At 59.4% G+C, this 21,076-nt stretch carries 19 protein-coding genes; 13 read left to right on the top strand and 6 right to left on the bottom strand.

Going from position 1 to position 21,076, the window contains the following annotated elements:
- Positions 1-59: 59 nt before the first annotated feature.
- The 4 genes from E4191_RS16745 (at position 60) to E4191_RS16730 (ending at position 4,182) form a co-directional block, all read left to right on the top strand.
- The gene (locus tag E4191_RS16745) at positions 60-866 is read left to right on the top strand and encodes a GDP-mannose 4,6-dehydratase (RefSeq protein WP_331459649.1); all 807 of its coding nucleotides are present in this window, start codon (positions 60-62) and stop codon (positions 864-866) included.
- A complete protein-coding gene (locus tag E4191_RS16740; RefSeq protein WP_139615642.1) occupies positions 866-2,041 on the top strand; it encodes a DegT/DnrJ/EryC1/StrS family aminotransferase in 1,176 nt (391 codons plus the stop codon). The genes E4191_RS16745 and E4191_RS16740 overlap by 1 nt, the downstream gene beginning before the upstream one ends.
- On the top strand, positions 2,038-3,045 hold the full coding sequence (locus E4191_RS16735; RefSeq protein WP_139615628.1) for a hypothetical protein: 1,008 nt from the start codon (positions 2,038-2,040) through the stop codon (positions 3,043-3,045). Before E4191_RS16740 ends, E4191_RS16735 begins: the two co-directional genes overlap by 4 nt.
- A 375-nt stretch (positions 3,046-3,420) precedes the next feature.
- Positions 3,421-4,182: a response regulator transcription factor gene (locus E4191_RS16730; protein WP_139615627.1), complete on the top strand. Its 762-nt coding sequence runs from the start codon at positions 3,421-3,423 to the stop codon at positions 4,180-4,182.
- Positions 4,183-4,351: 169 nt separating this feature from the next.
- Here E4191_RS16730 and E4191_RS16725 read toward each other — a convergent pair whose 3' ends face one another.
- Genes E4191_RS16725 through E4191_RS16715 form a run of 3 tightly spaced genes read right to left on the bottom strand, consistent with a single transcriptional unit; the run spans position 4,352 to position 8,785 of the window.
- A complete protein-coding gene (locus E4191_RS16725) occupies positions 4,352-6,541 on the bottom strand; it encodes a GumC family protein (RefSeq protein ID WP_176562776.1) in 2,190 nt (729 codons plus the stop codon).
- Positions 6,528-7,646, bottom strand: coding sequence for a glycosyltransferase family 4 protein (locus E4191_RS16720; RefSeq protein WP_139615625.1), 1,119 nt, complete (start codon positions 7,644-7,646; stop codon positions 6,528-6,530). Before E4191_RS16720 ends, E4191_RS16725 begins: the two co-directional genes overlap by 14 nt.
- A complete protein-coding gene (locus tag E4191_RS16715) occupies positions 7,643-8,785 on the bottom strand; it encodes a glycosyltransferase family 4 protein (RefSeq protein WP_139615641.1) in 1,143 nt (380 codons plus the stop codon). Before E4191_RS16715 ends, E4191_RS16720 begins: the two co-directional genes overlap by 4 nt.
- 736 nt (positions 8,786-9,521) lie before the next feature.
- Between E4191_RS16715 and E4191_RS16710 the strand changes: the two genes are divergently transcribed.
- The 8 genes from E4191_RS16710 (at position 9,522) to E4191_RS16680 (ending at position 18,250) form a co-directional block, all read left to right on the top strand.
- Complete coding sequence (locus E4191_RS16710) at positions 9,522-10,616, top strand: O-antigen ligase family protein (RefSeq protein WP_228461797.1); 1,095 nt, start codon at positions 9,522-9,524, stop codon at positions 10,614-10,616.
- A gap of 227 nt (positions 10,617-10,843) precedes the next feature.
- Positions 10,844-11,569 (top strand): WecB/TagA/CpsF family glycosyltransferase, encoded by a 726-nt coding sequence (locus E4191_RS16705; protein ID WP_228461796.1) that lies wholly within the window; start codon positions 10,844-10,846, stop codon positions 11,567-11,569.
- 14 nt (positions 11,570-11,583) lie between these two features.
- Positions 11,584-12,642 carry an NAD-dependent epimerase/dehydratase family protein gene (locus E4191_RS16700; protein ID WP_139615622.1) on the top strand — a complete coding sequence of 353 codons (1,059 nt, stop codon included), beginning with the start codon at positions 11,584-11,586 and terminating at the stop codon, positions 12,640-12,642.
- Positions 12,643-13,288: 646 nt separating this feature from the next.
- Positions 13,289-13,861, top strand: coding sequence for a glycosyltransferase (locus tag E4191_RS24245; RefSeq protein WP_331459648.1), 573 nt, complete (start codon positions 13,289-13,291; stop codon positions 13,859-13,861).
- Positions 13,858-14,196: an acyltransferase family protein gene (locus tag E4191_RS16690; RefSeq protein WP_139615621.1), complete on the top strand. Its 339-nt coding sequence runs from the start codon at positions 13,858-13,860 to the stop codon at positions 14,194-14,196. Before E4191_RS24245 ends, E4191_RS16690 begins: the two co-directional genes overlap by 4 nt.
- A 33-nt stretch (positions 14,197-14,229) precedes the next feature.
- Positions 14,230-15,405 (top strand): nucleotide sugar dehydrogenase, encoded by a 1,176-nt coding sequence (locus E4191_RS16685; RefSeq protein WP_228461795.1) that lies wholly within the window; start codon positions 14,230-14,232, stop codon positions 15,403-15,405.
- 113 nt (positions 15,406-15,518) lie between these two features.
- Positions 15,519-16,163 (top strand): DUF6946 family protein, encoded by a 645-nt coding sequence (locus tag E4191_RS24875; protein WP_407947083.1) that lies wholly within the window; start codon positions 15,519-15,521, stop codon positions 16,161-16,163.
- The gene (locus E4191_RS16680) at positions 16,136-18,250 is read left to right on the top strand and encodes a UPF0149 family protein (RefSeq protein WP_139615620.1); all 2,115 of its coding nucleotides are present in this window, start codon (positions 16,136-16,138) and stop codon (positions 18,248-18,250) included. Before E4191_RS24875 ends, E4191_RS16680 begins: the two co-directional genes overlap by 28 nt.
- Before the next feature lie 187 nt (positions 18,251-18,437).
- Here the strand turns inward: E4191_RS16680 and E4191_RS16675 are convergent, their stop codons facing one another.
- The 3 genes from E4191_RS16675 to E4191_RS16665 form a co-directional block, all read right to left on the bottom strand.
- Positions 18,438-18,755: a hypothetical protein gene (locus E4191_RS16675; protein WP_139615619.1), complete on the bottom strand. Its 318-nt coding sequence runs from the start codon at positions 18,753-18,755 to the stop codon at positions 18,438-18,440.
- A 332-nt stretch (positions 18,756-19,087) separates the two neighbouring features.
- Complete coding sequence (locus E4191_RS16670) at positions 19,088-19,294, bottom strand: hypothetical protein (protein ID WP_139615618.1); 207 nt, start codon at positions 19,292-19,294, stop codon at positions 19,088-19,090.
- Positions 19,295-19,450: 156 nt separating this feature from the next.
- Positions 19,451-20,170: a gamma-glutamylcyclotransferase gene (locus E4191_RS16665; RefSeq protein WP_139615617.1), complete on the bottom strand. Its 720-nt coding sequence runs from the start codon at positions 20,168-20,170 to the stop codon at positions 19,451-19,453.
- Between the two features lie 401 nt (positions 20,171-20,571).
- Between E4191_RS16665 and E4191_RS16660 the strand changes: the two genes are divergently transcribed.
- Entirely contained in the window at positions 20,572-21,072 is a 501-nt protein-coding gene (locus E4191_RS16660; protein WP_176562775.1) for a bifunctional DNA primase/polymerase, read from the top strand.
- Positions 21,073-21,076 lie beyond the last annotated feature (4 nt).

Here is a 21,076-nt window from a genome sequence, read left to right as displayed (position 1 = left end):
CCGATGTCCCCATCCCGCAGCTAGATTTCGTTATCGGCGACATCGGCGACCAGGACCTGATGGAGAGGCTGATTGCCGGGGTGGAGGTGATCTATCACCTGGCCTGCCTCGGGGTCCGGCATTCAGTCCATTCCCCGCTCCTCAACCACGAGGTCAATGCCACAGCCACGCTTCAGCTGCTTCGGATGGCACGGATCGCCGGCGTCGGGCGCTTTGTCCATGTCAGCTCGTCAGAGGTCTATGGCACTGCCATGACGGTTCCCATGACCGAAAGTCACCCGACATATCCGATGACGGTCTATGGGGGCGCCAAGCTGGCAGGTGAAGCCTATGCCCGAGCCTTCCACCGGACTTACGGCTTTCCGACCGTGGTAGTACGACCCTTCAACACGTTCGGGCGCTGCTCTCACCACGAGGGCGACAGCGGAGAGGTCATCCCCAAGTTCATGCTCCGCGCCCTAGCTGGCAAACCGGTAGTCATATTCGGCGACGGCCAGCAGACGCGCGACTTCATCCACGTTCGCGACACTGCGGCAGCGATTGTCCTTTGCGGCCAATCCGACCAGGTGATTGGCGAGACAATCAACATTGGCTCGGGGCAAGAGATCACGATCAACCACCTTTCAGACATTGTGGCCGAGGTTGTGGGGCGGGATCTCCAGCGAGAGTACCAACCCGAGCGCCCGGGGGACACCCTGCGCCTGTTCAGCGATCCAGCCAAGGCGAAGGGGCTTCTGGGCTTTGTACCCCAAGTCAGCCTTAGGGAAGGGCTGGAAGATCTGCTGACTTGGTACCAGCGCCTCGGCAGCTCGGTTCAAATGCTTCTCGACCAAGAACTGGTCCGTAACTGGGAGGTGCCGTCGTGATTATTCCCATCGCCCAGCCCTTCCTGGGCTTCGAAGAAGCCGATGCAGCTCGCGCTGTGGTGCTGTCGGGCTGGCTGTCGCAGGGATCCGAAGTGGCATCGTTTGAGACCGAATTCGCTGCGGATGTGTGCGCACGACATGCCTGTGCCGTCTCGAACTGCACGACCGCGCTGCACCTTGCGCTTCTGGCGGTCGGCGTCAGGCAGGGCAGCGAGGTCGTCACTGTCAGCCATTCCTTCATCGCTGGTGCGAATTCGATTCGGCATGTGGGCGCGATCCCTGTCTTCGTTGACATTGAAGAGGGCGGCTTCAACATTGATCCGTCGCGGATCGCCGATGCGATTACCCCCCGGACGCAGGCGATCCTGTGCGTGCATCAAATGGGGATGCCCTGCGACCTCCAGTCCGTTTCGGCTATCGCCAAGCAGTACAGCTTGCCGCTCATTGAGGATGCCGCATGCGCAATCGGATCGCAGATCCGGATCGACGACACGTGGCGAAAGATCGGCAAGCCGCATGGCGATATCGTGTGCTTCTCATTCCATCCCCGCAAAGTTCTCACCACCGGCGAAGGAGGGATGCTGACGACGGACAATGATGATCACGACCGCTTCTTCCGGCTTGCGCGGCAGCATGGTATGTCCATCTCGGATGGGGTCCGTCATGCCAGCCCGAGGGTGATCTTTGAGGAGTACCTGACAACAGGTTACAATTACCGAATGACCGATATTCAGGCGGCGATCGGTCGGCAGCAGCTAAAGCGACTGCCAGAGATCGTCGCCCGGCGAAGGTCGCTGGCGATGCGGTACCGCGTGTTGCTGACCGCGGTCAGCGGCGTCCGGGCACCCTCCGAGCCAGGCTGGACCAAGAGCAACTGGCAAAGTTTCGCGATTAGCCTGGACATCGGACTGGACCAGAAGCGTGTGATGCAGCACATGCTGGACAATGGCGTTGCCACCCGCCGCGGTATCATGTGCGCCCATCGCGAGGCTGCTTATACTGCCGATCCAAGGCCCCACGCACTTGGTCGTTCTGAGGCTGCTCAAGACCGGTCCATCCTGCTGCCGCTGTTTCCGCAGATGACGGACGAGGCGCAACAGCAGGTGGTCGATGCCCTTCGTGCTGCGATCAAGGCATGCTCAAAAACCCCGGCCATGAGGCTGGTCAAGGCATGATCCGGGCCACCCTGCACACCAAAGCGTCTGCCGACATGGATATCCTATCAAGCATGCGGCGAAGGATCGATGCGCTCGATCTGGACCTGCAGGGAATGACGGTGCTGACCGAGGCCGCGACTGGCGCCTATGCCTGCACCGCACCAATCGCCGCGATGGCTGGCGCACGCGTCGTCTCCATCGCGCGGAATACTAGGTCCCACGGCACGGCCGCAAATGCTATCCGGGCAACCAGGCATCTCGCTGCAGCGGCAGGTGTCGCAGACCGCATTATCTTCCGCCGCGAGCTTCCGAGCGAATTTTTGAGCACCTGCGACATCCTTACCAATTCCGGGCATCTCAGGCCGATCACCGCTAGCATAATCGACCAGCTGCCCAAGACGGCAGTTATCGCGCTCATGTTCGAGGCTTGGGAGTTCCGGCACCGGGATCTGGACCTTGCCGCCTGCCGCCGCCGCGGAATTAGAATCGCCGCTGTCAACGAACGCCATCCCGATGTTGGAGTGTTCCCCTTTCTAGGGCCCCTGTGCGTGCGCCTTGTCGCGCAGGGCGGGGTGAACCCCCGTGGTGCAAGGATTGCGCTTCTTTGCGACAATCCCTTTGCATCATTCATCCAAGACGGGCTGCAGCAAGCTGGTGCATTGGTCGAGTGCTTCCAGAACGCGCGATCGATCACGTCGCGCCCTTGGGCGGCAGTTGTGGTCGCACTAGACCCGACGAAAAGTCCGATGCTGGATCGCGTCGACTTGTTGATGCTTCGCGCTGCCGCGCCGGATGCATTGCTTGCCCAGTTCTGGGGTGACATTGACCGTGCAGCCGCGGCCGACTTCTGGCCTGGCACCCTTTGCCCGCAGGCCGCGCCGGCCCCGGGTCACATGGCTATCCTGCTATCAGCACTCGGACACGAGCCGATCGTCCGCCTGCAGGCTGGCGGCCTTAAGGCGGCAGAGTTGGTGGCTCGGGATTCGCTGATGGGCCACGGCAGCGTGGCAGAACTAGTCTGACCCGGACAAGATCCCGCAGTTCGGTGCCGTGTCGTTCATCGGCACTTGTTCTTTGACCCGGCTGCCTGTGTCAGTATGAAACTTTGCGGCGGCGGCAGTGTCGAATCATTGCCTGGAGTATCGCCAGTCTGATCAGCAGCTGCTGCAAATAACTGGCACATCAGCCTTTAGGCGAAGACGACACTTCCACAAGCAACCGGAGATGGTTTATCGAACAGGAATTTAATCTATTGTTCGGAATTCTAGAATTTTATGCTAAATTTTTGTAGTTCAGAAGCTACAATAACGGCTACTCTTTATTTGATCTGAATGGGCAGTCGAAGCGAATGGATAGTTATCCTGCGCAATATATTCCATCTTTGACGAGGGAAAATTATGAGCATGTTAAATGGTAATACCGTTGAAATGCACAGCCAAAAAGAACTATATGTGCAAGATGTTGACTTGGCGAAGGGAAATGCGACGGAGCGGGATTTCATTGCGCTAATCGATGATCGAAATCTTGAGCGGGAATGTTTTGTCCGAAGCATTGAACTTTTGCATCCTAGATTAACAGTCCTTGGCTTCAGTTCCGCCGAGGCCTTTTTGAAAATGGCGAGTATCTCGAACTCGGCGCGTGCGATTGCCGTCCTTTTGAACGTCGGCAGCAAGCTGCTTCCTCATCCCAAGGTCGACGAAGAACTCAACCTTCTTTTGAATGCTCCGAATTCTGCTCCGGTTGTCGTGCTGGGCCCTTCGGACGAACTAGAGCATATGCTGACAACGCTCGAGGCCGGAGCGGCCGGCTACATCCCCGCAAACATTGGCATCGACGGCATCATCGACGCAACGCGCTTGGCTGCCTCGGGCGGAGTGTTTCTCAAGCTGGAAAGCCTTGTCAAATTACGGGGCTTAGCCCGCGTCAAGGGCAATATTAGCGAGGTCTTCAAGGAGTTGACCAGTCGACAAACTGCAGTAGCGGAAGCTCTGCGGCGGGGAAAGGCAAATAAGGTCATCGCCTATGAACTGAACATGTGCGAAAGCACTGTGAAGGTCCACATCCGTAGCATTATGCGCAAGCTGAGAGCCCACAATCGGACCGAAGCGGCGTTCAAGCTGAATGCCATCCTCTCGAAGGAGCCTGAAGTGCAGGACTGAGCATTCTTACTTATCTTTGAACTCAAATAAGTACGCCACAGCTGTGGCGGTACGTCAGACTAGTTACTGTCATTTTGCGCTCCTTGATCGAAGCCAGAAGCAAGTCTGAGCAATCAGAAATTGGTCACGCTTGATGCCTCGGCATAGGCCAAATGCTGTTGTAGACCGGCTAGCAGCGGCGGGCATAATACTTGCGAAATGACCGGGCGAACTCCCCACCGTCACGATAGCCGTAAAGCGCTTGGCGCTTCAGGTCGACCTGCGAAATGACAGCGTCGATGTCGTGTTCAGCGTGGCAACTCAGGCGCTCTACAGCGGCCTCGACCGCACCTACGCTGGTCCGTCCCCACCGGATAACAATTAGGGTCCTTGTTACTAAGCTTGCCAAGACAAGGGACTCGTTTGTAACAAGACTGGGCGATCCATCAAAGATCACGGTGTAGCCGATCGAAGCGGCGTGACGCAGCAGCGACTTGAGAGCATTTCTTTCGATTTGGTACCGGCCATCCGAAGATCCAAGTGGCAAAAGTGAAATCCCGCTGGATTTGTCATGCTTGATGGCTTGTTCAAGGCTCGTCGTGCTGGTCAGGACGTCGCGCAGGCCACATCCTGTATCCAAGCCGAACCTTTGGGCTAGGGTGCCGTGGCGCAGGTCTGCGTCGATCAACAGCACGGGCGTTCCTGCCTGTGCAAGCTCGGTTGCAACGGCTATGGCTACCGTTGTTTTTCCCTCTCCCGGCAGGGGTGAGGTAACTAGAATGCTAGGCGGCATACCGCCTCGGGCTGCCGGATCGAGCGCCAGGATGATACTACGCACAGCGTCGCGAAATACTTCGGCGTCCTTGCACTGCAATATGCGTGGCAGAGCGCGAATGAACTTCCAAGGCAGGGCGGGAAGGAAGCCAGCGATCCTCAGGTGCGGAATGCCCCGCAACTGCTCCCGACTGCGGACAGACCTGTCAATCATCTCAACCCCGAATGCGGCGGTCAACGCAAGTAGCCCTGCGATCATCGTCAACAGTATGAGATAGAAAGCGCGGCCACGCCCGTCGGCGGCAAGCGGCACCGTTGCGGGCGACAGGATTTCGATTTCGGTTGCGGGCAGCTGTGCCTGGGCCCTCAGGGCACGCCGTTGCAATTCAAGCCCTTCGAGCGTCGAGCGTTCGTTGTCGACGGCACGCTGCATCTGCTCTAGTTGCGCCTCTGCACGGCGGGTCTCGACTAGGGCCTCCTGAGCCTCGGCGAGGCTTGAGTAGCTTTGTACCTGATTTTGCTCCAGCTCGATCAGGCTGGCGTTCAACCGGCGCTCTTCTCGCGTTAGCTCAGCCTCCAGCCGGGCCTCCAAGTCCCTAATCCGACTTTGGAAAGCAGTCTCGTCCTGCTGAACACCACCGTTGCTGCGCAATTGTGCCAGCCCGGCCCGTTCGCCATCAAGATCCTGCTGCAGCCGGACGACCAAGGGGCTGTTAAGCGTGGCCGCGCGTTCCTCGGTGCCTTCCGTTTCTTCTAGAGCGGCCAATTTTATCTCAATCTCGTTGCGGCTCTTTGCGTTGACACGTTGCGCCTCGCTTAGCCGGGTCAGCATCTCGGCAGCAAGAAGGGTGTCCGGAAAGGCGACCTTGGAATCAGCCTTGGCTACGTCGGCAGCGCGGAGCGCATCGGCCAAGCGTTGCTGCTGTTCGTCGATCCGTGCACCGAGCCAGTCCTCGGCTGTCTGGATCCGCGCCGCTGACTGTCCGAGCCGTTCCTCAAGGTAGGTGCGGACAAGGATGTTGGGCACTTGCGCGGCCAGTTCCGGGTCTTGCGAAGAAAAGCCGACGCTGATTACGTCGGAGCCGGGGGCACGCCAGATCGTCAGGCGACCAAAGAACTCGCGAAAAACACGGGCGAGTGTCGCGTTTGTCTGCTCATGTTCGGGCGAGTCAGCGGCAAGCCTCGCGTGTAGGGCATTTCTCGCGCGCGCCAATGGCGAAACAGGGCGAAGCTGCGGGTTGAACTCAGGGCGTGTGTCAATACCCAGTTCGATGATCACTTGAAGGGCGATGTCCCGCGACAGTAGCCGCTCGCTCTCGGTCGTCAGGTTAATTTCGGACTTTGAGATGGGGCTTGCAGCAATAATGGGCGCCGAAGCAGGATCGTCGATCAGGATCTTCGTAGATGCCGTGTAAGTGCGCTCGGAAATCAGGATCAGAGGCAGCCCCGCAGCGATGACGACGATCCCGACCAGCAGTATCAGCCAGGCCCGCCGTCGGATTATACGAAACAGCGCCGCGACATCTAGCCAGTCATCCCGGGCATACTTTGCTTCCGCAATCGGCGGGATCGCCAAGACCCGTGAGATCTTCTCAATCTGGCTCATGTTCCGGATCCTGGTATGGGCTTCGTGCGCTAGCTTTCCGGCAAATATCGGCATAAAGAGCGTCTAGGCGGCACATGTATACAGGCATGCTGAACCGCGACAGGAACAGCGCGCGTCCTCCATGTGAAAGAGCCTGGCGACGGTCCGGCTCCGTGACAAGCGTGGCCAAGGCATCGCTCAGCGACTGGATGTCTCCTGGCTTGACGAAGATACCGTTCACGCCGTCCGTGATTGCTTCCTCATGGGCGCCGACGGGGGTCGTGATAACGGCAAGGCCATGGGCCAGCCCTTCAATTACTGCCATCGCCATGCCCTCGGCATGAGAGGGCAGCACCAGAATATCAGCCCAGTTTAGAATTGCACCGGCCTCGTCCACGTCCAGCCAGCCCGGCATCTCGATCCGGTGGCCGATGCCAAGGCTGCGAGCAAGGTCGCGGAAGCGGGCCACATCGCCGTCCCCTGCAATGACGGCCTTCCACGGCGCCACGGCCATCCCCGGCGAGGCCAGCGCCGCGAGCAGTTCCGGCACTCCTTTCCGCTCGCTCAGCCGACCTAGGAACACGATCCTCGGGCAAACCTGTACCTGCGCCTCGGCCGGGCCGGGATCAGGGGCACAGTTGGGGAAAACGACCACGCGCTCCGGACGGACCCCCAGCACCTTTGTCATCAGCCGGCAGTCGTGCTGCCCCAAGACGATGACTGCATCGGCTCCTTGGAACATGCGTTTCACGACAACCCGCCCAATGGTTGAACGGCTGGCATAATCATGGGCATAGTCATAATCGTGCAGGTGCAGGACATGCTGGCAGCCCAATACTCGCGCCGCAGCAGCTAGCATTAGCTTGCGGATGGTGCTGCCCCGACCCGCAACGTGGATGTGGTGGATGCAGAATGGGCTAGACAGCCGGTCGCCTGCCATCACCATCATCGCTGCAAGAAGACGCAGCGGGCTGGCTAGGGACAGCCACGGACCTCGAGTGTCCACAACGCTGTGCCGAGCGGAACCCTCTGCCGCTGCGACGTAGCCGATGAACCGGCCGATCCCGCCACCATGCTCTTTGCCGCCGGGTGCATAGTGCCGCACGAGTACCGGTCCAGAGTTCATGATGCCATCCCGCCGTCAATGATGGAGCGATAGAGGCATGCTGATTTCGCTCCGATTGCCCGGGGTGAATTGTCGCCTTGGGCCCATTCCTGCGCCCGTTGGCCTAACTTGCCGCGCAGAGCGGCGTCGCCTGCCAGGCGCCGGATTGCCGACGCGAGCGCCTGCGCGTCCGCGACGGGCACCACCAAGCCCAGATCATGATCGCGAACGGCAGGCCCCACCTCACCGACTTCCGTCGCGACGACTGGACGACTGAAGGTTCCGGCAAGATGCAAAACACCGCTTTGCGAGGCTTCGGAATAGGGCAAAACCACGATATCAGCATCCAGGAACAGCTGTGCGACCTCTCGATCCAGGATGAAGCGGTGCCTGATGTCGTACTTGGTCGGATCCCCCATCCTGTTCCGCATTGTCATGGGGTCATCGCCGCGACCCGCCACGACGATCCGCAGGTCCGGCATGTCCCGCAAGAGGTTTTCGGCGCGCATCAGGAGATCCAACCCCTTGTAGGCAAAGATGCGGCCGAACATCAGGACCCTGAATGTACCGTCCGACCGGCGACGCAGTCCCTCTCTCTCCGCTAGCAGCGCGTATCTGGGCATCGCCGGGTGAGGCAGGACGTGGACGGCGCGCCCGTCCTTGCGGAATACCTCGACAGCGTGGGCCTTGAGCCCGTCTCCGTGTACGACGATGTGTGCCGACTGCCGCGCCATCAGTCGCGGCGCCCAAGCAGGTAGCGTTGCCGTTTCCCGATCGCCGGGATGCAGGGTCACGTCGTGGATGGTCGTGACGACGGGAATGCCGCGCCAGAAAGGGACGACGAGATTGAGCCAAAGCGTATTGTTGCTGAGAATGTGGATCACATCCGGGTGTTCCCGGCGAACAAGCCGCCACAGTGCGGCTATAAGGCCGATATTGGCCGGGCTGCGGTGCCGGGGCCAGTCGAGCAATCGCAGGTCAACACTTGGATCTATCCAGTCGGCCAAAGCCGTATATTGACGCCTAGGCACGGCCAGAATGACATCGACATGGTGGGCAAGTCCGTTGGTGAAAGCAATGGTGTAGTCTTCTAGGTCCGACACGAGGAGCAGAACCTTGAGCCCGGACCGCTCGCGGCCCCGCGCTGTGGCGGGCGACATCACGTGGTCGCCGGTGGCCTGAACTGGATGTGTTGCAAGCCCGCTCATCCTGTCCTGCGCCGTATGTGGGGCAGCGGGGCCGCAACGTTAGTATCATTACACCTGGCCACAGAGTCGCAGAAAAGAAACTCGCCTTCCGTGACTAGGCATTGGTAGTTGTACTGTCCGTCTGTAGGCCATTGATCAGAGCGGTTGACGAAGTTCATAAGTTGCCAGCCGATCCCGTGTGCCGAGGCCGCTGGCCTGATTGTCCAAGATTCCGTATTCACAGGTGGATGTGTCACGGGATGTCCTTGCTCCAAGTGAGTCCCCCAAAGACTAGCCGATCGTGCATCACCGGCTTGCACGCATTCGGATCTGCGGCCATCGCCAGAAGTTTTATTTTGCTAACACACTATCAAAAGGCGGTAAGGCCCGCAGCGCCTTTCGGCTGATGGGGCACCGGTTTGCCCAATTCACAAAGGAGAAGGCATGATTGACACTAGACCCGTCTAGTCAACCCAGTGTCAATCATGCCGCACCACCCCAGTATGTCGCAAAGAGATTACGCCGTTCGCAGGTCAGCTCGATGACAATTGCCGTGGGTTACCGCCCTCATCGGGTGCAGGTCAGTGGGAGGGCCGTAGAATGCTGCGTCGTTAGCGTCCTGCTACTGTTCCACACGGGGGCTGTCACGGTCCTGTCCTTCACAGATGCCTCGGGCAACCTAACGGCAGCCGGACAACGAACGCTGCAGATGCTGCTGCTACCGGTCTATCTTGTTACGATCTCGGTCGCTGCGCGCCATCCGCGGCAACTGTTGTCAACGTTGCGAGGAAACCTGCCTTTTGCTTTGCTCGTGGCGTTACCATTTTTGTCAACGTTGTGGTCGGTGAGTCCGTCAATCACCCTAAGGCGGTCGATCGGGCTCGCACTGTCAATTCTTCTTGCCTATGTCGTCGCCACAAGGTTCACGCCGCGGCAGTTCCTTCTGATCGTGGTAGCGGTACTTGGCACAAGCATGGTCTGCAGTCTTTTGTTTGCCGTTCTTGCTCCCCAGATGGCCTATATGCCTGTCGGCCATGAGTTACGCGGCGTTTTCAACCACAAGAATGTCCTAGGCTGGAATGCTGCGATCTGCATTCTGGCAACGGCCAATCTTCTCGTCGACAGGACGGCCAATTTGCGAGGTTTGGCGACTGTTCTGCTGATCGCCAGCTTTTGCTGTCTTCTCCTGTCGGGATCAAGCACGGCGCTAGTGGTATCGGCCGCGTCTGGATTTTTCACACTGGTTTATACCCTGCTCCGCCGGAGCCGAGGCGCCACCCGGATCGTGCTAATCCTGATTGCGGCGCAGGTGGCTCTTGTGGGGTTGATGTCGATCAAGGTGCTGGTGGAGTTGTTGGCCGAGGGCGTCGGCAAGGACCCGTCGCTGACTGGGCGGGTGCCGCTCTGGGCGCTCGTGGATCAAAATATCCTGCAACGGCCGCTGCTGGGCCATGGCTACCAAGCGTTTTGGACCCAGGGAAATGGAGAAGCTTGGGAGATCTGGACCAAGCTCGCCTGGATCGCGCCGCATGCGCATAACGGCTTCCGCGACTGGATGCTCAGCTGCGGCATCATCGGCACGATCCCACTGCTAACAGTGCTCTGGCGCGTGCTTGCCCGAGGCGCTTGGCTGCACTGGCACAGGCCCCAAGAAGGGTGGCTCTGGCTGAACGTCTTGATATGCGTGTTCATCGTCATGAACCTTACCGAGAGCCTTCTGCTGGTACAGAACAGCTTTCTCTTCATCATCTTTGCGGCAGCCGTGCTGATGGTGTCGGCCGGGCAGGGGCGCCCCCGGGCTTAAGGGCTGGCTAAGCCTTTTGGACAGGTTTTGGCTCTCCGAAAGGTGGCAAGGCGTGCCGACCTGTCCGATCAGGCCTTGGCAGCAGCCCGAATGGGCATCGCGGATATTGCTAGGATCCTTGGCAATCTCGGTTTCGACAACCAGCTAACCTGCCGATGTGAAAGACAACCATGACAACAGCGCAAGCAGCCTCAGCCACGCCCCCGCCGCGCCGGAAGGTTGTCGGGGTGCCCATCTCGGTAGTCGACTATGACCGCGCCGCAGATTGCGTAATCGCCGCGGCACGGCAATCGCAACCATATCTTGTTACGGCCCTAGCGGTTCATGGCGTGGTCGAGGCACGGACTAAGGCAGAAATGGGGCAAGTGATCGAGCGGTTCGACATCGTCACACCGGATGGCCAACCGGTTCGCATGGCACTGAACTTGCTTTATCGTGCAGGTTTAACGGACCGCGTCTATGGCCCCACGCTGATGCTAAGGATCTGCGAGGCTGCGGCTACGCAGGACATCCCGGTCTTCCTCTATGGTTCGACCGGGGAGGTCGTCACTGCGCTTAGCCAAGCATTGGTCGCCAAGATTCCTAAGCTGCGGGTGGCAGGGGCGGAGCCGTCCCTATTTCGCCCGCTCCAAGCTGATGAAAGCGCGACCCTTGCGCAGCGGGTGCGCGACAGTGGCGCAGGTATCGTCTTCATCGGCTTGGGGTGCCCACGGCAGGAACTCTTCGCCTTTGATCACCGCGACATCATCGGCTTGCCCCAGGTTTGCGTGGGTGCGGCCTTCGATTTTCATGCTGGCCATAAGCGGCAGGCACCTCAATGGATGCAGGATCACGCGCTAGAGTGGCTGTTCCGCCTGAGCCAGGAGCCGAGGCGGCTGTTTGGCCGGTACGCCGTGACCAATTCGATCTTTCTCTTTGCACTGGCCCGGCAATGGGCAGCGCGCACTTCTTGAACAGAGGACAAACCATGAAACGCATGATCGTGACCGGCAGCGCGGGCCTGATCGGCTCGGAAGCGGTGCGGCACTACGACCGCCAAGGCTGGAATGTCATCGGCGTCGACAACAACATGCGCCGAGTGTTTTTCGGCAGCGATGGCGACACGGCTTGGCAGCGCGACCGACTGCAGCGGGACTGCTCTGCCTATCGCCACGCGTCTATCGACATCCGCGACCGCCGCGCAGTTCTCGATCTCTTCGCAGAGGTTCGACCCGATACAGTAATCCACTGTGCAGCTCAACCCAGCCATGATCTTGCGGCGACAATTCCCTTCGACGATTTCGAAGTCAATGCGGTGGGCACGCTAAACCTCCTAGAGGCCACGCGACGCTACGCCACTGAAGCGCCCTTCCTCTTCACCAGCACCAATAAGGTCTACGGCGATGGCCCGAATTTTATCTCGCTGGTCGAGCACGACACTAGGTTCGACTTCAACGACCCGCATCATGCCAAAGGAATTGCGGAGACTTTCCCGATTGACCAAACCAAGCACAGCCTCTTCGGAGCCAGCAAGGTGGCAGCCGATGTCATGGTGCAGGAGTATGGGCGCTATTTCGGGATGAACACCGTCTGCTTCCGCGGCGGGTGCTTGACTGGCGCAGGGCACTCCGGCGCCCAGCTGCACGGTTATCTGTCCTACATCTTCAAGGCAGCTGCCGAAGATCGCCCTTACACCATCTTCGGATACAAGGGCAAGCAGGTCCGCGACCAGATTCACAGCCGGGATGTCATCGCCGCCTTTGACGCTTTCATCGCCGCGCCGCGGGCAGGGGCTGTCTACAACCTAGGCGGCGGCAAGGCGAACAGCGTGTCTATTCTAGAGTCGATCGACAGGATTGGTCAGCTTTCCGGACGCACTCTGACCTGGACCCTCAGTGACCAGAACCGGATCGGCGATCATGTCGTTTATTACACCGACCTGACCCGGTTCCGGACGGACTATCCCGATTGGCGTCTAACCATGTCGATCGATGATATCTTTGACGAGTTTGCACGCGTCAGCTTCTCGTCGAGGTCTGCGGCATGACTGTGCAAGGCACGCAGATGCCCGTGCTGATTCCGCCACCTCAGGACCAGCCTCCTGGTCTGCGGCCGCAGCCGGACATGGGTGCGCCACAGCCGTTGGCAGCGCCAATCCGGATTCGCACGGGCCACAGCTATCATGTCTATTTCACCATTGCCTTGGGCCAGAGCAACGCCCGCTTCGTCGAGCGGGCGATGACGCCGCTCAACCGGTATCTGTCTTGGGCGGACTCGATCTCCTTCCTGCCTGAGCCGGGGTTCGAAGCGATCCACGCCTGGAATGCCATCCCCCGGCTAACGCGCAGACCCTACGTCGTCACCTTCGAGGATTACCTGCCGAGGATGCCGGACGACCGCCGGATCGGCTGGCTTGAACGGCGGCTGCGCAACGACCTGCTGTCGGCACGCTGCCGCGGCATCATCGCGATTTCAGAATATGCCCTGCGTCAGTTCAGGCAGCAGCACCGCGATTTCCCGGACCTGCCGCGGCTTCTTGAAAAAACCGAATTGGTTTATCCCGCAGTCGCGCCCCGCACGAACCGGCCGAAATCGCGCAAGGGCCCCCTGAAGCTGCTCTTCGTCGGGCGGGATTTCATGCGAAAGGGGGGCCGGTCCTGCTGCGGGCACATCGCAAGCTGCGCCGGGCGGGCGTGCCAGTGCAGACGACGGTCGTCTCCTCCCTCGCCTGGACACCTCACGACTATGTCGGGCCGCCAGACCACGCCTATGTTGACGCCGCGCTGCATGATCTGGATCAGGAGGGGGTCACGCATTATGTCAGTCTGCCACCGAAAGCAGTGTATGACCTCATGGATGCGGCGGATTACCTCATCTTCCCGACCTTCCACGACACGTTCGGTTTTGTCTCGATCGAGGCGCTTGCATCCGGTACGCCGGTTATCGCCACGAATACCTGCGTCCTGCCCGAAATTATCCAGACGGGCCGAAATGGCCACCTGCTGCCGTTCGACAATGACCGGATTGTCGGCAAATGGTCTTGGCTTTACCGGCAGCAGGATCCGGGATACCTCGAAGCCTATGAGGCTGCGACCGCCTCTCTGTCAGCGGCGCTATTCGAGCGCTTGGCAGGCAGCTGGGACGATCGAGCGCTTTACGAGGAACTGAGTGCTGGCGCAGTCGCCTCGGCGTACGATCAGTTCCACCCGCAGACTGCGCGTCGCCGTCTGGAAGCGCTCTACGAGCGGTTCAGGCCAGCGCCGTGAAAGTGTCTCGGCCGGCACCGGAACGGCTGGAGGTTCTGCAGGCCGGGCGTGCGGCTGCCACTGTTTTGGTTGTCCTTTATCACGCCAACAATTTCATGCTGCCGCTGCGTCTGTACGACGGGGATACTGCGTGGCAAGGCTTCGGATGGGGCTACGGCGCCGTTGAATTCTTCTTTGTCCTGTCTGGGTTCATCATCGCCCGTGCCCACCACAGCGATGTCGGACAACCGGTCCGGATCCTGCGGTTCCTGTACAGGAGATGCATCCGCATTCTGCTGATGTATTGGCTGGTACTGACGGCCCTGCTTTCACAGGGATACTGCAAGGAATCATAAATTCCACAAAATATAATAGTAAGGGAAAAGAAATTGGCATTTTGTAATATTGCCATTGCCGGGATCGGCTATGTGGGCCTGTCGAACGCGGTCCTTCTGGCCGGGCGCAACACGGTCCGGGCGCTGGACGTGGACGCGGACCGCGTCGCCATGCTGAACGACCGCCTCTGCCCGATCATCGACGCGGACATCGCTCATCATCTGGCGACCCGCGATCTGGACCTGACCGCCACGACCGACCCCGCCACCGCCTATGCGGGCGCCGACCATGTCATCGTGGCCACGCCCACCAACTACGATCCTGTCACTAACCGCTTCGACACCTCCAGCGTCGAGGCGGTGATCGCGGATGTCATGCGGCTGGCCCCGCAGGCGGTGATCGTGGTGAAATCGACCGTGCCCGTGGGCTTCACGCTGGACGTGCGGGCGCGGCTCGGCACCGATCAGGTGATCTTCAGCCCCGAATTCCTGCGCGAGGGCCGTGCGCTGCACGACAACCTGCACCCCTCGCGCATCGTGGTGGGCGAGGACAGCCCGCGCGGCCGCGTCTTTGCCGACCTGCTGGCCGAGGCCGCGTTGGACGACGATGTCCCGATCCTGCTGACCGGCCCCACCGAGGCCGAGGCGATCAAGCTGTTCGCCAATACCTATCTTGCCCTGCGCGTCGCCTATTTCAACGAGCTGGACAGCTATGCCCTGACCAGCGGGCTGGACAGCCGCCAGATCATCGAGGGCGTGGGCCTGGATCCCCGTATCGGCGGGCATTACAACAACCCCTCCTTCGGCTATGGCGGCTATTGCCTGCCCAAGGACAGCAAGCAGCTCTTGGCCAACTATGCCGACGTGCCCCAGAACCTGATTGCCGCCGTGGTCGAGGCGAACCGCACCCGCAAGGACGTGATCGCCGACCATATTCTGGCGCGGCGCCCGCAGGTGGTGGGGATCTATCGGCTGGTGATGAAGGCCGGGTCGGACAATTTCCGCCAGTCCGCCGTGCAGGGCATCATGAAGCGGCTGAAGGCCAAGGGCGTCGAGGTCATCGTCTACGAGCCCGCCATGGACGAAACCCAGTTCTACGGCTCCGAGGTGATCACCGACCTAGAGGCCTTCAAGGCGCGTGCCGGGCTGATCGTGGCGAACCGGCTGACCGACGACCTCAAGGGTGTCGAGGACAAGGTCTATACCCGCGACCTCTTCGGCGGCGACTGACAGCTGTTGAACCGTCCTGTACCGGAGCACGGTAATGAGTCGGCTCTGAACAACCGCGTCAGACGGCCAATACTTTTTTATAACGGTAAGCAGGGCAAACTACAGCGTTGCTTATGATCCTGCAGGGGGTCCCTGTGGACCGCCAGCATCAAAGCGGCCTGCGGCTCGACTTGGCTGGAACGGTTGTCTCCGCTGCGTCGCTCTCATCTTGTGCTCTCTCGATGACCCTTGGCGACAGGTTCGAAGTTCTCAACTGGCTTCTGCTGGCCACGACTGCCGCAGGAATGATCCAGTTTTTGCGCGTCGAGGCCCGATCCATTGTACCCCTCGTAGAGCCGCCTCGGAATCTTCGCTACCAACTCTTTCACCGAACTGCAGCTGCGATCATCGAGGCGGATCGGATGAACACGGGCGCTGCTGCCATGATCGTCCAGTCGTTCTCCCAAGAACACAGGTGGTTCGAAGATTTCGCCGCCTTCTGCGCTTTTCTAGGCCTTCGCTCTGAACGTTCGGTGCCTCTGGTGCGCCAATTGCCGGATGGACAAGACCTGATCATTGGTTGGGCCACGAGAAATCCGCAATATTTTGCACGGAGGGTTTGGACTGCCCGACCTGTGTGGGATCTGGTGCATTGGTGGCGTCCCAACTCAAGCGAACTCCCTTTGCTTGCACTGCAGCCTGTGTCGATGCAGGATCGACGTGGGTTACCTTTGGTTTTTCCGGGACCTCCATGCTGCCCAGCTCCGTCACGACCATGATCACCGCTCTTGCGCAGAACACTAATCCGAAGGTGCAGGCGGAGAAGCTGACGGCATTCGGGCGGGCGCTTCTGAGGGTACCTGCGGATGCGGCGGACTTGCTGGGAGCACTGGCCAGCATCTCCACGGTCGAGGATGTAGAGGAGCGTATGAGTCACCTGCTGGGTGCCGCCTTGGACGAAGCCAGAATGGCGCGCGAGAACGGGCGGCAGCAGGGTAAGCTCTTTATTGATAGCCTTGAAACCCATCTGAGCATGCTAGTCGTAACAGGCATTTTGACGTTCAGAGGCCGTCTGGCAGTATCGAGAGCATGGGTGCTCGCCGGCCTGACCCCGCCGGAAAGTCTCGCCTTGCAGGAGGTTGCTTTCAACGAGGTCGTTAGGGAGAGCCAAGATCCAGCTGATTTCGGCTCCCTTCTCGACAGCCTGGTTGGCCCGCTGATCCAAGAGGACGGCGGCAGTTCGGCCCTCTACTCGATGTTTGCCGAGATGTTCCCCACCATGGCACCCGGGGCACGCGAGGCATTGGTCCGGGTCGTCGTGGGGCGTCCGCCGGAAATCTACGCCGAACTTGGTTGTGGCTGGCTGCTCGACGCCAGTGCAGAGATCCGCTCCGGCGCGGTGGAAGGCCTATTCAACCGACTAGCGTCTGGGCAACTTTCTGCAGAGGTGCTGGCGCGGCTCACGATCCTGCGAAGCTGGCTGACAGATGCTGTGGTGCGCGACCGCTTGGATGGGCTTGTTCGTGATGCCATGCGCAAGGGGATAGCAAGCGCCATCAGCAAGCCCAAGCGGAAGTTGCATCGGGTCGTCGCCAGTCTTGTTGATGGTTCCGGGACACAAAGCATGGCGGCGACAGTTCAGACGGGAAGTTCGCGCAGCGTTGCCCTGGTTCTGCTGAAACAAGGGTTCGGGGTAAAGGATGCCTACGTCCTGCCCTGCGCCAGCGCTACTGAGCAGCGCGCTATCATGGCCCGGATTACCGATGAGATCGAGGCCTTTGACGTTTCTCCAAAGTACATGGCGCAGGCAATCGGCCTCGCAGTGGCCGAGGGGCTGGAGGCGGGCTTGGCACCCGTACCGGGGCTAGTGGATGTGGTACAGTCCTGCAGCCTTGTTGGGTTACGCCCTCTCTCCGCTTCGGTTGAGGCGATCCTTGGGTTGGCCGATCCCGATGGTCGTATTGCCGGCCTGCCAGTACAGGCCCGTGGGCGGCTGATCACCGCCAGCCAGTATTGGGTGGACCAGTATCCAATGCTAGCGATCTGGTTCGAGGACAGTGACGAGACGGTGGCCGGACTGGAGAGCGCAAAATCCCACACTGCTCTGACCCGAAGCATGTGGAGTGTGCTGGAAGCCCGCCGCGCGCATTGGGCCGCCGTCATCGCCCGCAACGCGCTGCTGCTCAGTGCAATCGGAGCGGACGACGCAGACACGTTCATCGCCGTTGCTAGTGCGCTGATGCATGGGCGGGATCTGAAGAAGATCCCGGTCATGAAATTCATCTGCGACCAATCCATCATTGTCTGGATCGACCGGGGGAATGGCCAGGGCGGACTGTTTGGCCCGGACCTGGAGGGGCCTTTCGTATCATCGTCCGTGGCGCCAGCCTTCGCGGCCGAGAAGAAAGGCGAGTTGGCAAGACTACTGCGTCCGGCCGGGCTGACCGAGCCCTGGCTTGATGGCTATCTCATGGGGGTCTGTACCGCACCGCTCTCCGTAGCGCCCCCCGACTGGCTCAGCCCTCTCCTCGATCTTGTTGCGGCCAACCTGAAGACTGACAAGAAGCTGTCCCGCTTTGTCGAACTCCTTATGCTGCATTACAACGGCACCGTCTCAAAGATGCAGGCGGGGGGCGATGCGGCTCTGATCCCCACCGAGATCCCGCTCATCCCCATCTGGGCAGACGGCTATCTGACTGCTTGGGAGGCCACGAAACCCAATTGGCCGACCAAGGCACTTGGTTCGCAGGGCAAGTCAATCCGGAAGGTACTCGAAAGGGCGACAGATGGTCGGTTCGACCACCTCGAGTTGTCGGTTTCACTGCCGGCATGGCTGAGGCAGCGCTTCGCCAATAAGCAGATGTGAGGTGGGAACCCGGTCACGACTGTTGGAAGCAATCCTTGCAAGAATGCTTCGTGAACTTTCAGAACCTCAAAAGGGTGCAGGGCGAGACCAAAATTCGGCTTTGTTTTCGGTCCCGCGTGTGGGACATGCTAAAATTATTTCTATTTGATGCGATTGTTAATAAAAAGTTAACGCCACGGCGGATTTTTTATATGGAAAGTCCCGATGATTGGGGTTGGTCTTCAAAAGACCCGGAGAGAGAAATACTAATATCGTTGCGGTTTAGCCATTCAATCGCAAGCCATCCTCTATCCGTGAGGTTCAAGGTGTAGCCGTAAATTTCATGATTATCCTCGAATGCCAGCCCTTGGGAAATCATGGAACCTTTGCTTTTTTGGTCGACCCCAGCTGCCTTCGCAAGCGGCTGGAGAGCTATTGTTGCTTGCAACCAGAAGCGCAGGGTGTCTTGATCTGCGCCTGAGAGGCCCTGCCAATCAGATTGTTCGAACGCATCTGAACTATTCATTCCTGCACCCTTAAAGCACACAACTCTTCACTCTCGAGAAAGAATAATTTGCAATTATTTGTATCCGAAATTGCTCATAGTCACACTTCATCAAGCCAATACGGCCAGCAGATAATAGCAACCCCAAGTTGTCAACCTTGATGAGCGAATCCTTATGCGCACTTGACCAACCAAAGTAATGTTCACTATTTGTTCTATTAGGCCTCGACGGAGCCCGTCTTAGCCAAAGATCAATGAGCAAACCTTCCCAGTACGGATCTTCCTTGCGGTGCCTAAGGAAAGTCTGCGAGGGCCTTCACGCCGCTCATCAATGGCTGAACGAGCATATCGGCTCAGGCAAGCGACTGGCAGCAGCTGTGGCGGGAGGCTTTGCTGCCGCCCTTGGCCTTGTGCGGGGCGCGAACCTTGTCGCGACGGTCCCGGACCGCTTCACTCAGTCCCTGCGCCAAGGGCTCATTGCGTTTCCCCTGCCTATCCAAATCGAATTGATCCAGGTCGCCCTTCTCTGGCACCCGCGCATGGATGCTGATCGCGGTCACCACTGGCTTCGTTCACTGATGCAGGACATCTGCAGCAAGTTAGCAGATGCCAAATACAGAAGGGTCAGGACCTATTAACTGGTGGGACCGAACCCTAGGGCTAAGACCGATCACAGCGGCTGTAAGCCGGGGCGTAGCAACTCTAAGCTTGGAGGATCAGGGTGTTGGAGGCTCCCACCGGCTGATCTCCTCCGCAACCATGCGCCCTATGCGATCGAGGTAAGGATCACGGATCTGATGGTCGATGAGGCCGGTGACGGTGCGGTAAAGATACTCTGCCCCTGAGCCCAGAAAGCCGCAGGCGTGAGCGAGATTGAAAGCAATCTGTTCTTCCGTGTGGTCGAGAGCATCAAGAGGGGCAAAACGCCCAGCCCAGAAGGCAAGTGCGGGCGTCACCCCGTCGCGCGTAGCGACTTGGATCCGGCGGGTCTGAGGCAAGAACTCGCGATAGGGGTATTCCCGGCGCACAAGGGCGGAGAGAGCTGCCCTCCGGTCGTTCTCGGCCACCCTGAGAAGCACGCCCCGGCACCGTCCTCCCGGAGCTAAGGTCAGCATGTATCCTGGCTTCTCACGCGAGCCGCGGGCGCGTTCCACCGAAATGCCAAACACTCGTCGCCAGCCGAGCGCTGTACCGGGTGTCCGCTCCGCCACCTCAAAGCCAGGGTTCCAGATCAGTGATCCATACGCAAAAATCTGGAGAGGTGCCCCCTCCGCGAGACTTAGATGGTGTTCCAAAGCGGCATCAAAGTCTGCTTCAGACGTGAAAGTGAAGCGATCATGAGGATCCTGAGGGATCGCGGAACCGCAACGAGCGACAAGCTCAGGCGTAAGCGTAAGTTGATGACGGGCCTGTCTTGATCGTCTGGCCTCTTGCATGACCGTTTACCTGATGCTGGCATGATCTCACCGGCAGCTTAGCATACAGCGCTTGCTGCTCAACATCGGGCAGCACAGCGAGATCGTCCATTGGTCCTGAGCCTAGACGCTGACCAAAGCACGGTACCGGTACTTGCGATCGGTACCCCTCAAAATTCAATATGCATGGTTGATACCTTACAGGTTGTGCCTTGTGCTTGCGGGTTACCCAAGGGTTGAGATACTGTCGAGCGAGGGCACATGCCCTGAAATGAGCGAAGCCCGCCCCTGCGGTAAACAGGAACGGGCTTCTAATCGAAACGGCCTTGGTGGGGCGCTTCATGAGACAAGACCGAGATTAGAATAACATACCTTTCTCGGCAAGAGGCTTATCCCCCAAGGCACCCATAGGGATCAAGACTTTGGGAATTTTCGCTGAACATCAACCCATCTACGCATCATACAATATTCCTACCTTTCCAGTTCGTATCACCGCCGACCAAAAGAAGCCTGCGACAGTGGGCTACAGAAAGTTAGGCATCCCCAGCTCACAGCAGTTGGCGCTTAAGTTCCCCGATCTCGATGCCTTCGCCTTCATGGCTGGCAAACGCGCAAAAATTACGGTTCTCGATATCGACAGCCCCGACGAGAACCTCTTGCGGGACATGATGAAGCGTCATGGGCAAACCCCGATCATCGTACGATCTGGGTCCGGCAACTTCCATGCGTGGTATCGCTTCAATGGAGAGGCACGGGCGGTGCGTCCAGATCCGTCTATCCCGGTTGATCTGCTAGGTGGCGGCGTTGTCATTGCCCCTCCGTCTAAGGGTATGCGCCGTTCCCGCCCCATCGTGATTTCGCTTGCGGTTCAGGTTCTTGGTGCGCCCGGCTGGCGCTTTGGCCTTCGTGAGTGCTCAGAATGAGCTC

It is taken from the genome of Paracoccus liaowanqingii, assembly GCF_004683865.2.
In the GTDB taxonomy this organism is placed as follows: domain Bacteria; phylum Pseudomonadota; class Alphaproteobacteria; order Rhodobacterales; family Rhodobacteraceae; genus Paracoccus; species Paracoccus liaowanqingii.
Note: the sequence above shows the minus strand (reverse complement) of the source record. Positions and strands in the feature narration are given on the sequence as shown.